This is a genomic window from Vibrio algivorus, from assembly GCF_030161215.1.
Taxonomy (GTDB): Bacteria; Pseudomonadota; Gammaproteobacteria; order Enterobacterales; family Vibrionaceae; genus Vibrio; species Vibrio algivorus.
This window is the reverse complement of record NZ_BSPV01000009.1, coordinates 118828-130720: the sequence shown is the minus strand read 5'-3', so window position 1 is coordinate 130720 and position 11893 is coordinate 118828. Positions and strand designations below refer to the sequence as shown.

At 39.7% G+C, this 11893-nt stretch carries 11 protein-coding genes; 6 read left to right on the top strand and 5 right to left on the bottom strand.

Annotation, left to right across the window (positions count from 1 at the left end):
- Positions 1–166: 166 nt before the first annotated feature.
- On the top strand, positions 167–964 hold the full coding sequence (gene metQ / locus QQJ93_RS12960; protein WP_089123414.1) for a methionine ABC transporter substrate-binding lipoprotein MetQ: 798 nt from the start codon (positions 167–169) through the stop codon (positions 962–964).
- A 225-nt stretch (positions 965–1189) separates the two neighbouring features.
- A complete protein-coding gene (locus QQJ93_RS12955) occupies positions 1190–2317 on the top strand; it encodes an acyl-CoA desaturase (protein WP_089123415.1) in 1128 nt (375 codons plus the stop codon).
- Positions 2318–2427: 110 nt separating this feature from the next.
- Here the strand turns inward: QQJ93_RS12955 and QQJ93_RS12950 are convergent, their stop codons facing one another.
- Positions 2428–4017 carry an AbgT family transporter gene (locus QQJ93_RS12950; RefSeq protein ID WP_089123416.1) on the bottom strand — a complete coding sequence of 530 codons (1590 nt, stop codon included), beginning with the start codon at positions 4015–4017 and terminating at the stop codon, positions 2428–2430.
- A gap of 336 nt (positions 4018–4353) precedes the next feature.
- Between QQJ93_RS12950 and tsaA the strand changes: the two genes are divergently transcribed.
- The 4 genes from tsaA (at position 4354) to QQJ93_RS12930 (ending at position 7490) form a co-directional block, all read left to right on the top strand.
- A complete protein-coding gene (gene tsaA, locus QQJ93_RS12945) occupies positions 4354–5085 on the top strand; it encodes a tRNA (N6-threonylcarbamoyladenosine(37)-N6)-methyltransferase TrmO (protein ID WP_089123417.1) in 732 nt (243 codons plus the stop codon).
- 92 nt (positions 5086–5177) lie between these two features.
- A complete protein-coding gene (locus QQJ93_RS12940) occupies positions 5178–6893 on the top strand; it encodes a proline--tRNA ligase (RefSeq protein ID WP_089123418.1) in 1716 nt (571 codons plus the stop codon).
- Between the two features lie 85 nt (positions 6894–6978).
- On the top strand, positions 6979–7182 hold the full coding sequence (locus tag QQJ93_RS12935; protein WP_089123615.1) for a YaeP family protein: 204 nt from the start codon (positions 6979–6981) through the stop codon (positions 7180–7182).
- A 119-nt stretch (positions 7183–7301) separates the two neighbouring features.
- Positions 7302–7490, top strand: a complete 189-nt coding sequence (locus tag QQJ93_RS12930) for a DUF4250 domain-containing protein (RefSeq protein WP_089123419.1) — start codon at positions 7302–7304, stop codon at positions 7488–7490.
- A 120-nt stretch (positions 7491–7610) separates the two neighbouring features.
- Here the strand turns inward: QQJ93_RS12930 and QQJ93_RS12925 are convergent, their stop codons facing one another.
- From QQJ93_RS12925 to QQJ93_RS12910, 4 genes are all read right to left on the bottom strand, one after another.
- A complete protein-coding gene (locus QQJ93_RS12925; RefSeq protein WP_089123420.1) occupies positions 7611–9074 on the bottom strand; it encodes a PepSY-associated TM helix domain-containing protein in 1464 nt (487 codons plus the stop codon).
- Between the two features lie 139 nt (positions 9075–9213).
- Positions 9214–9501, bottom strand: a complete 288-nt coding sequence (locus tag QQJ93_RS12920) for a hypothetical protein (protein WP_144388646.1) — start codon at positions 9499–9501, stop codon at positions 9214–9216.
- Positions 9502–9587: 86 nt separating this feature from the next.
- Entirely contained in the window at positions 9588–10577 is a 990-nt protein-coding gene (locus tag QQJ93_RS12915) for a Solitary outer membrane autotransporter beta-barrel domain (protein ID WP_089123422.1), read from the bottom strand.
- A gap of 53 nt (positions 10578–10630) precedes the next feature.
- Positions 10631–11620 carry a DUF2860 family protein gene (locus tag QQJ93_RS12910; RefSeq protein WP_160117485.1) on the bottom strand — a complete coding sequence of 330 codons (990 nt, stop codon included), beginning with the start codon at positions 11618–11620 and terminating at the stop codon, positions 10631–10633.
- Positions 11621–11893 lie beyond the last annotated feature (273 nt).

Here is an 11893-nt window from a genome sequence, read left to right as displayed (position 1 = left end):
CATATCCAAAATAATTGGAGCTGCAGTGAGGCGACAAGTGAATGAGACCCCATAAGCATAGTTTACCTATTTGATTGGGCCGAATGAACACCGTCAACAAAGCTGTAGCTTCAAGTACGAAGGATATAGTCATAAAGAATGCATTTTTATACATGGAGATTAGTATATGAAATTGAAAAGCCTATTTAGCGCAGCTGCAGTTGCAACTTCACTACTTTTAACTGGCGCAGCAAATGCAGCCGATAATACTATCAACGTAGGTGTTATTGCTGGCCCTGAAGCACAAGTTGCAGAAGTAGCAGCAAAAGTTGCCAAAGAAAAATACAACCTAGATGTGAAGCTCACAATCTTCTCTGATTACATCATTCCTAATGCCGCTTTAGATGATGGTTCAATTGATCTAAACGCATTCCAACACTTGCCATACCTTGACAAGCAAATCAAAGATCGTGGCTACAAAATTAAACCTGTTGGAAATACTTTCGTTTACCCAATTGCAGGTTACTCGAAAAAAATCAAATCACTTGATGAGCTGAAAAAAGGCGATAGCATTGCAATTCCAAATGATCCAACTAACGAAGGTCGTGCATTATTACTTCTACAAGAGAAAGGCTTAATTAAACTCACTGCTGATGCAGGCCTTGAAGCTACGCCTCTTGATATTGTAGAGAACCCAAAGAAATTGGATTTTGTTGAGCTAGAAGCTCCTCAGTTACCTAACTCATTACAAGACGTTGCAATTGCGATCATTAACAACACGTTTGCGGCACAAAACGGTTTAACGGCTGAAGAACATGGTGTATTTGTGGAAGATAAAGAATCTCCATATGTAAACCTGATCGTTGCTCGTGAAGACAATGCAGACAGCGAAAACGTGAAGAACTTTGTGAAAGCATACCAAACAGACGAAGTTTACCAAGAAGCAATGAAACTGTTTAACGGCAGTGTTGTTAAGGGTTGGTAATCCTGCATTAAACTTACTTAAGTTAAAAACTTATCAATTACAAAGGGTAGCTTCGGCTGCCCTTTTTTATACCCAAATAACTTCAAGGTAGTAGTTTCAGAAAAAGAAATGGATTGAAACAAATTATTCATGAGATCGAGATAGAATTGCTCACATACGCCACTAGACTTACACGTGTAAGCTAGATACTCTAGCGTACACTTGTAGCCTGAAACTTGGTCATCTATGAAAATACAAAATCCTCCTTTCATTTGGTTAAATGTCTTCATCTTCGCGAGTAGTATGTTACTTGCGGTAGTTGTTGCACCTATTTACTTTATTGCCAATGGTATTACTGCTGCGCATTGTCTGTGGCTATTAGTCACATTTAGTTTTTGTAATCTATGCATCACAGCAGGTTACCATCGTTTGTGGTCACATCGAACCTACCAGGCTCACTGGTCTTTGCGATTTATCTTCGCGTTAGGTGGGGCATTTGCTCTGCAAAATAGTGCACTTCATTGGTCATCTGATCATCGTGTTCATCACCGCCATGTTGATAATAACGACAAAGATCCCTACTCCGCTAAACGTGGCTTTTGGTTTTCTCATATTGGTTGGATGCTGCGCCACTATCAAAGTGCTGAGATATATTCTGATTACTCTAATTGTCGAGATCTACAAAAAGAAAAAATAGTCATGTGGCAACATAAATACTATGTTCCACTTGCCTTGTTAATGAACCTAGGTATCCCGCTTTTATTAGGTATCATTTATCAAGATATTATTGGTATGCTTTTAATGGTTGGTGCCGTACGTTTAGTGCTGAATCACCACACGACTTTCTTTATTAATTCCCTTGCGCATATCTGGGGAAGCCAGCCTTATACCAATAAAAATACCGCTCGTGATAACAGTATATTAGCGGTATTAACCTTTGGTGAAGGCTACCACAACTTCCATCATATCTTTGAAAATGACTATCGAAATGGCATTCATTGGTGGCAATACGATCCAACAAAGTGGCTAATAAAAACCTGCTCATGGTTAAAATTAACCGAAAAGTTGCGAATTACACCAGCCGATAAAATTGAAAAAGCCAAAGCATTACAATTACTCAATGACACCAAGCAAAAGATTCGCCATTTGCCGAACCAACATGATGTTATCGAGAAAATGCATAAAGAATACGACGCTCTGATCACTCAAATGACTGAGTATTATGATTTGAAGAAACAATTGATGCATAGCAAGAAACAAAAAATGATGGAGCAATATGAACATGCCGTTTTAAAGCTGCGCTATCAACAAATGAAACAACACTTTAAACACCAGCAATTACAGTGGCTGATGTTAATGAAGCAATACGCATAAGCTTTCCAATTAACACCAATCACCAAGAGCCCAAGCATAAAAAATCCCCAAACGATTCAACATCGTTTGGGGATTTTTGTTAACGCTTTAAATTACCTTATATATGTACTTTAAGGCGTATAGTATGTCGCCGCCCCTGGGCCTACAGGTAGACCAAATACGAATACCCAGATGTAGAACAAGATGCTCCAACCCACTAAGAAACATAACGTATATGGAAGCATGGTTGCGATTAGCGTACCAATACCTAGATTCTTCACATAACGCGATGCTACTGCCAAAATCAAGCCAAAGTAACTCATCATAGGTGTAATTAAGTTCGTTACCGAGTCACCAATACGGTAAGCCGCTTGAATGGTTTCTGGTGCATAACCGACTAACATCAACATTGGGATAAAGATAGGAGCTGTCACCGCCCACTGAGCTGATGCAGAGCCAATCATTAAGTTAATAAAGCCACACATAATGATGAAAGCAAAGAACAATGCAGGGCCAGTTAAGCCGATAGTTTGTAGAAAATCAGCGCCACCAACCGCAAATACTTGACCAAAATTCGTCCACTTAAAGAATGCAACAAATTGCGCAGCAAAGAACACCAACACAATGTACATACCCATTGAAGACATCGACTTTGACATCGCATTGATCACATCGCGATCATTCTTCATGCTACCCGTCACTTTACCGTAAACAAAGCCAGGAATAGCAAAGAAGACAAAGATGAAAGCAACAATACTCTTCAAGAATGGAGAGCCAGCTACTTCCCCTGTTACAGGATTACGCAACACGCCATTTTCAGGAACAATCGTCCAAGCAAGCAGAGCACTAACAACTAAAACCGCAATACCGGCAAGTTTAAGACCTTTTTTCTCTGCCGCAGTTAATGCCCCCATTTTATCTTGAGATAAATCTTCAGACGCTTCCTCAATTTTGTATTCACCTAGCTTAGGCTCAACAATTTTTTCAGTAACGAAAGCACCTACTATCGCAATAAAGAAGGTCGAAATGAACATAAAGTACCAGTTCACTTCAGGGCCAACCGTGTAAGTTGGGTCAATCATTTGCGCAGCCGATTCTGTAATACCAGAAAGCAGTGGATCAACGGTACCAATCAACAAGTTGGCAGAATAACCACCTGACACACCCGCAAACGCAGCCGCAAGACCGGCCAGTGGATGACGGCCCAGTGAATGGAACAACATCGCTGCTAGTGGAATAAGTACCACATAACCAAGTTCAGAAGCCGTATTAGAAATAATACCAGCGAAGATAACCGTGAATGTCACCATACGCTTTGATGCACCCATCACCATACCACGCATCGCAGCAGATAAAAGGCCAGAGTGTTCAGCAATGGCTACACCTAGCATAGCAACCAGTACTGTTCCTAATGGAGCAAAACCGGTGAAATTTTTCACCAAGTTAGTCACAATAAGCTGTAAGCCTTCTGCATTAAGTAAGCTCACAACATGGATAATACCATCGGCTGAACGGCCACTTGCCCCTTCAGGACGAGGATCAACAACCGATACCCCAAAATAGCCGGCGATCCCAGATGAAATCAGAATAGCGACACAAAAAATAGCAAATAAAGTGATGGGATGAGGTAATAGGTTTCCTAAGTATTCAACCGAGTCTAAAAATCGGGTAAACATTGTTTTCTTCGAGCTATACGGCTTACTCGAACTTTGAGTAGTCATCTGGACCTCCTAGTCAATGACACCAGTGTTTTTGACACTGAGTTAACAAAAGTTCGGCACAGGGTACGTGACTCGATAAAATACAGAAAAGCATAAAATGTTAATAAGTGTAACGATATTGAAATATAAAATCACATTCAAAGCAAAAGGCAAACTATAAAAATTGTATTTTCAATGAAATAGCAGAACTATATAGGTCAAAAATCACCCTAATTGAATAAAATCTAGCTATGAAATAACTTTATCAAAGTGTGACCTTGATTAGTGGTAGATTGTTTTCCATCGCCGTTTATTTATCGTTATGATTAACCTACCTATATTTACCAAACTAAAGCCATGACTTATTCCATTGATCCCATAGGGAGAATACATTCTCCTTATAAAGAAAAATTTTCAGTGCCTAGGCAGCCTAGACTAGCGCCTGCCGCCAACGCACGAGTTGAATTACTCGGTGAAGCCAACTCACCTGAAGCGGTACGTGGTTTAGAGCAATTTAGCCATGTGTGGCTATTATTCTTATTTGATCAAAACCTCGAAGCGGGTTGGAAGCCGACGGTTCGTCCTCCAAGACTCGGTGGCAATGAAAGAATTGGCGTGTTTGCTTCACGATCAACATTTCGCCCCAATGGCATAGGCATGTCGGCGGTAGAAGTAAAAGGCATTACGCAGCAAGGCAATCAGACTTGGATTGAACTAGGTAGTGTTGATTTAGTGGATGGCACACCAATTATAGATATCAAACCTTATATCCCCTACTCTGATTCTATTATCGAGGCCAGTGGAGGATTTGCAGAGAGTGAGCCCGATGTATTGCCAGTAGTATTTTCAACTTCAGCGCAATTAAACTTAAAAGCACACCCAAATGGTCAACATATACAGACGGTGATAGAACAAGTTTTAGCACAAGATCCTCGCCCAGCTTACAAGAAAAACAAAACGGATAACAAAGAATACGCTACTCATTTATTCGATCTTAACGTTAAATTCAAAGTAGAAAGCAAAGACAGCGGCCATAATCTGGAAATAAATCGCAATTTCATTCATGTAACCTCCATCGAACACTTTTGAGAAAACCTCAGTGCTGCTATTATTACGGGCTAAATTGCCTCTTTGATTTTGGCATTCAATTATTCACACTCTATAAATAAGCGGGTACAAAAATGCGCACCAGCAAATACCTTGTTTCTACACTAAAAGAAACGCCAAACGACGCAGAAGTAATCAGCCATCAGCTGATGCTACGTGCCGGTATGATCCGTAAACTGGCTTCAGGTCTTTATACTTGGCTACCAACCGGTCTACGCGTACTGCGCAAAGTTGAAACCATCATTCGTGAAGAAATTAACAATGCAGGTGCAATTGAAACTTTAATGCCGGTAGTTCAACCTTTCGAACTATGGGAAGAAACAGGCCGCTCTGAAAAAATGGGGCCTGAACTACTTCGATTTACCGATCGTCACTCTCGTCCATTCGTACTTAGCCCAACAGCTGAAGAAGTGATCACAAGTTTGGTTCGTAATGAAGTAAGCTCGTACAAACAACTTCCATTGAACCTTTATCAAATCCAAACTAAATTCCGTGATGAGCGTCGTCCACGTTTTGGTGTAATGCGTTCTCGTGAATTCTCGATGATGGATGCCTACAGCTTTGATATCGACAAAGACGGCTTACAACAATCTTACGATGCAATGCACGATGCTTACTGTAAGGCATTCGACCGCATGGGCTTAGACTACCGTCCAGTATTAGCAGACAGCGGCGCGATCGGTGGTAACGGTTCTCAAGAATTCCATGTATTAGCAGAAAGTGGCGAAGATTTGATCGTATTCTCAACCGAATCAGACTACGCGGCTAACATCGAAAAAGCAGAAGCATTAGCACCAACGACAGAACGTGCTGCGCCAAGCCAAGAAATGACTTTAGTGGATACGCCAAATGCGAAAACGATCGCTGAGCTTGTCGAACAACATGGTCTTGCGATTGAAAAAACCGTTAAAACATTATTCGTTAAAGCCTCTGATGAAGTCGATGCATCGATCATTGCCCTCATCATTCGCGGCGATCACGAACTAAACGAAATCAAAGCTGAGAACTTACCACAAGTTGCTGCGCCTCTAGAAATGGCAGGCGAAGAAGAAATTCGTCAGTTAATCGGTGCCGGTCCTGGTTCACTTGGCCCTGTTGGTCTTGAACTACCATTTATCGTTGATCGTTCAGTAGCAGTAATGAGTGATTTCGGAGCTGGCGCTAATATTGATGACAAACACTACTTCGGTATCAACTGGGGACGTGATGTTGAACTTGGTCAAGTTGAAGACTTACGTAACGTCGTTGAAGGCGACCCTAGCCCATGTGGTAAAGGTACACTACAGCTTAAGCGCGGTATCGAAGTTGGTCACATTTTCCAATTAGGCACTAACTATTCTGAAAAAATGAACTGTGGCGTGTTAGATTCGAATGGCAAAAATGTCATTCTAGAAATGGGTTGCTACGGCATTGGTGTAACGCGCGTTGTAGCCGCTGCGATTGAACAAAACCACGATGATTCAGGCATTATTTGGCCGGATGCGATTGCACCATTCCAAGTAGCTATCGTTCCAATGAACATGCACAAATCAGATCGCGTAAAAGAAGCAGCAGAAAAACTGTATTCAGAGCTAACCTCAATTGGCATTGAAGTACTATTTGATGATCGTAAAGAGCGCCCTGGCGTAATGTTCAAAGACATCGAGTTAATCGGTATTCCTCATACCGTTGTGATCGGTGATCGTAGTATGGATGAAGGTAACTTTGAATATAAAGATCGCAAAAATGGTGACAAAGTAGCAATTGCGATGGATAACATTGTTGAGCACCTAAAAGCTCAAATCAAATAATGAATGAAAAGGCGAGCTTAGGTTCGCCTTTTTAACGCTTAAATTTTATACCCAAGTAACCTCAATAATAAAGAGAATGGATGTTATGAAAATTTATGACTGCTGCGATTTAGTGCGCGAACTCTATGCTCAAATTGGTAGTGGTGATCAAGGCTATATTCCTCAGGCCATCACATGTGCAGTAAAAACCTTCAACGATATCGCCGCTGATGAAAACTTGCCGAAACAAACTCGTGAGCGCGCCGCTTTTGCTGCGGCTAATTTGTTAATTTCAGATTTTGAAGACTAGTTTCATATCAATCAAATTAATGCGTTGTTCAGAAGTCCCAAAGGGAAAGGTATAAGTGCAAGGCATAAGTTTTCGATAATTAGTGCAATTGATATTTGTTAATCTTAAGGAGAATTACCATGAATTTAGACAATTTTGAAAGCATGGATCCGGTAATGCTGATGAGTATCGTCAATATGAAACTGCGTGACGAATATGGGGATTTAGATAACCTAATCAAAGCCTTTGATATTGATAAGCAAGCACTAATCAACAAGCTTGCCAGTGCGGGTTTTGATTACCTACCTGAAGTTAAACAATTTAGATAATCACGAACCATAACTCCTATCTTTCGCTTAACTCGAACAAAAATAAAGCCGTAGTCACTTTCAAATTAGCACTGCGAAAATTAGTGCTGCGGCTTTTTTAGAGTCTAAGAAGTCTTAACGCTATTTAACCAGTCGAGCAACCGCGGGAATTCGCGATAACACAATAAAATCGAGTAATAGCATACTGATAATCGCCAATCCTGCCATAGGGAAAGCGACAGAAGTAATAATCATCACAAGCGCTCCTATTTTCCATAATCGAGTATCTTTTGGCATAGGCGGAGGCACTAACCTTCCTGCACCAGAAGGTTTGCGTAGCCACCACATCACTACACCACTCACCGAGATAAACATAAACATTAGGCAAAGCGCTGTATTTAATGCTTTATTCCACCAGCCTAGTTCGCCTTCATGCAAGCCTACACCCGCTGCCATAAATTTAGCCATCAAAGCATAATCACCCCAGTTAAAATCAATAATGGTTTGCTTGGAATATTGGTCAATATGAACCGTACGATCTTGGGTTGGATCTTGAATGTCACCGCTAATCGTATCAGCAGACAAAGTATAGACTCCAGTATCATCCGTTGGTAACATCACTCGGAAGTAACGAAAGCCTAATCGTTGCCCGGTATTTATCACAGTGTCGAGATCTTGTGCTTCGACATTGTAATGCGCTTTAGGCATAGTCATATTATGCACTGCATGTAAATCTGCTTCCTCTGGATCACTATTTAATTTCTTATCTGAAATCGGCATTGGAGCTTGCTCAAGATTCCAAGGAACTTCTTTTTCATTGCCATGATTCATACTGGCATGCGTTTTATCTGATACAGGAATACCATAATATTTTTCAGCGGGAAAAGTAGACCAGCCTTGAACTAACTGACCGCCCCATACTCCAGCCCAAGATAATCCAGTGATCAAAAAGAATAGTAAAAAAAGACTGGTTATCCCCCCTATATTGGCGTGAAGATCGCGCCAGAAAATACGTTTACCGCTTTGCAGTCTTATTTTGAAAAATCCTGCTTTGCTAGCATTGTCTCTTGGCCACCACATATACAAACCGGTGATAAGTAATACAATCGCCAAACTGGCTGCGATTTCAATTAATCTATCCCCTAAATCGCCAATTAATAATGTGCCATGAATCTCATTGGCTAAAGCATATAAATTATCACGATCAATCTCACCTACTAGTTGTCCTGTATATTGGTTAACGAGCACAAACCAACCCGTTCCATCTGGTTTTATGATGGCAAAGCGGTTTGCTTCATTGGTAGCATGAGCTGGAATAAACTCTTTCACTGTACTATCAGGGTAGGCTAACTGAACCGCTGCTAGTTGATCACTCGCCTCAACTTGAGAAGATAACGGATCAACATGAATCTTATCACCATATTGAGCCGACTCTATTTGCGGGCCATACAACATAATAAGCCCGGTGATCGCGAGCATGCACATAAACGGCACCACAAATAATCCAGCGTAAAAATGCCAACGCCAAGCTATAAAATAGAAGTTTCTTTTTTCTTGCGCAGCGTTAGCCACGCCTTTCTGAACACTGCGAGTAGCAGAATGCATGATATTTCCTTAAATCATAATTAAACAATGACTAATTTAATCTGACCAAATTCGACTGTAGCCAATAATATTGACAATAAAAGTTAGTCGATCGGATATTTCAATGTCAGACAAAATATATTAAATAGAGTAAAGTTGATTACGCATTCAAAGGCGGGGCTCTAGGTGGGCTACCAAATGGATAAAAATCACTTTCATTTGGTGGTGACGATGGCTTAAAAACCAGGATTACTATGATCCGATATTGGCTGTAAAGTTGAACATCACTAACATCAATATCTAACGCACAAGTAAAAACACAATGGCCAGAAGAAGAGGGTTGCAGGTGTTCTGGTTCGCCTTCAACTTGTACTAATTTCAATCCATTAAAAGTACAAAGTGTTTCCCATACTCCATTCACGCCGCTGTGAGCATTGACGGCTGGCATAGAAAAAATAACTAAACAATTGAGTAAACAGAGCTTAATAAACCATTTATTCTTTAATCGATATAGATTCATTGGTTTAATAACTATCATCCATTAAAAGGGTTAATATAGAGCAGTATCCCCCCACCTCTTAATGAACTACCATAGTTAAAATTCACCCCTATACCAATAGTATCAATAAAGTCCCAATCAAAAACATTTGCCCAGATCACACCAATACCAGCTTCATAATAGGAATTAGTTTGCAAAATACTGGTAGCATCGTGGCCAATATCAATACGTTTTAAACTGGAATACAACGCAGGTTTAAATTGCTCAAAATTAGCAAGATCGTACTCAATTTGAATACCATTACTGACTCGCCAACCTTCAGGAGTGCCATAAGAACCTTCATTTATTTTATCCCAGTTAACACCAGCAAAATAATGCCACTGGCTCATTACTCCCCAGCGTCCCCAACTGCTATCCACTTGATATTTAAATTCAATATAAGGTTCAATAAACGTCGACCAGACAGACATATTACTGAATGATTGGTCTAGAAAAGGTTGAAATTGTTGAGAGTCTGCACTTTTAAAGTGGTAATCATTATCGGCATACATTAAGTAAGAACCTACTCCATAGGCAATTTTCCACCTATCAGTCAGGGAATACGCTAAGGTATAAGATAAATAAGCAGAATAGACATCTTGCTTTAATCGGTCAGGTTGGACATTATCAACGAGCGCTACATCTTCATTAAATGAAAAATAACTAAATTTCAAAGTAATTTCATGCTGAAAATCAGGGTGGGCTCCAGCGATCTCAAAGTGCAATGGCAAGTTATAGATTGAGATTTTTTTACGCTCATCTAAAGCTCCCTTTCCACCTAAATTATCGTCTTCACTTTTAAAGACTTCATTAGGGTCAAAACTTTTAATCCCTAATGATATAAGATCGCTATCAGATAAAATGACCGAAGAGGCAAGAAGCTCTTCGTAGTATTGTTTACCACTATCTCTTAAACTATCAGCGATACTCGCAGGTATAAATCCTAATGATGAAAATAAAACTGTAGTAGGTAAAATCCATTTCATCCCACTTCCCACCTATTTAATCGCTTTTATTATCAAATAATGATATTGCTCGCTTAAAACACATATCGAACTCCGCTAGCTAAAATCCAACTACTTCCTTCATAAAAATCTAAATTTGATACTTTTTCAGTAAAGCCCCCCATTACCGCAACACCGACACCTGGCCAACCAAAAATATCATCATAAGTGTAAGTGCTCACTATTCCGACAATATCATTTTCTTGTTTTTCTAAAAAAATGGGGTGAGTGTCATCAAAATTAGCATATTGATACTTAAAGCTTATGGTCAAAGCTGAACGATCAAACTTTTGTACGACAGCTAACTGACCTGTATAAGTATCAGATGACATCGCATTGCCTTTGGCATTTTGTCTTAAATAAGCAAGAGAGCTACGTAAAAATAATTTTGGGGATAATGGAGTTAAATAAGACAGTTCTGAATAATAAATATCACTTTCTCTATTAAGTTCAGATTGGATGGTTGGGCTAAATTGGCTTGCACTCAATTCATCGTCAATTTTTCTCTGTCCCGCAGCAAGTTCAAACCCTAGTCCTGTATCAAAGATTTCTTGATATTGAAGCCTTATTCCTTGAATGCGTTGATCGGTTTCTTCACGATTACTCCCAACTAAAAATGGGTCTTCCCAAGTAGTACTTTTCAATAAACCAGGGACATAAGATACCTTAAAGATGCCTATTTTATTAATATATTGACCATAACCTAACTCAAAGTGCGGACGACCTAATGCAATATCAGCATTACTGGTACCTAGAAAGAGTTGATGATTTCCGCCACTAAAAGTGTAATTAACGTTACTCGCGGCTATAGGATAGATAAAGCCCTCTGTTTTGGCTTCACCTTTATCATCAAGTGAGTTCAGCTTTTTATTGCCAGAGTCAGCTAAAGAGTCCGATTGCGTAACACCGAATAATAACATTGCATTACCGGAGAAACCTTCCTTCCATTTGCCTGACATTTCATCGCTATAGGTTGTCGATGAAGAAAGTAATAATATGACACAAAGAGCGTGCTGAATTTTCATATCCATTCCTTAGATAATATTCTTTAAAATCAGGCAAATCCATTAACTGTATAAAAGTTATAACTGAGTTCTTTTAAAACTACAAACAGAATACTAAATAACCTCAGATTAGGATAACTAGAGCCACTCAACACCTGAAGTTAAATAGCTTCTTTCATCTCTCATAAAAAATGCCAACTAAGCAATATGTCATTAAATGACTAGGCTTGTTGGCATTTTATAAGTGTGTATATACCCAAGTGACTTCAAGATGCAGAATTCAGAGCTATCATC

Coding starts and splice junctions, on each gene's coding strand:
- metQ (WP_089123414.1), top strand. CDS start 167: ATGAAATTGAAAAGCCTATTTAGCGCAGCTGCAGTTGCAACTTCACTA.
- QQJ93_RS12955 (WP_089123415.1), top strand. CDS start 1,190: ATGAAAATACAAAATCCTCCTTTCATTTGGTTAAATGTCTTCATCTTC.
- QQJ93_RS12950 (WP_089123416.1), bottom strand. CDS start 4,017: ATGACTACTCAAAGTTCGAGTAAGCCGTATAGCTCGAAGAAAACAATG.
- tsaA (WP_089123417.1), top strand. CDS start 4,354: ATGACTTATTCCATTGATCCCATAGGGAGAATACATTCTCCTTATAAA.
- QQJ93_RS12940 (WP_089123418.1), top strand. CDS start 5,178: ATGCGCACCAGCAAATACCTTGTTTCTACACTAAAAGAAACGCCAAAC.
- QQJ93_RS12935 (WP_089123615.1), top strand. CDS start 6,979: ATGAAAATTTATGACTGCTGCGATTTAGTGCGCGAACTCTATGCTCAA.
- QQJ93_RS12930 (WP_089123419.1), top strand. CDS start 7,302: ATGAATTTAGACAATTTTGAAAGCATGGATCCGGTAATGCTGATGAGT.
- QQJ93_RS12925 (WP_089123420.1), bottom strand. CDS start 9,074: ATGCATTCTGCTACTCGCAGTGTTCAGAAAGGCGTGGCTAACGCTGCG.
- QQJ93_RS12920 (WP_144388646.1), bottom strand. CDS start 9,501: ATGCCAGCCGTCAATGCTCACAGCGGCGTGAATGGAGTATGGGAAACA.
- QQJ93_RS12915 (WP_089123422.1), bottom strand. CDS start 10,577: ATGAAATGGATTTTACCTACTACAGTTTTATTTTCATCATTAGGATTT.
- QQJ93_RS12910 (WP_160117485.1), bottom strand. CDS start 11,620: ATGAAAATTCAGCACGCTCTTTGTGTCATATTATTACTTTCTTCATCG.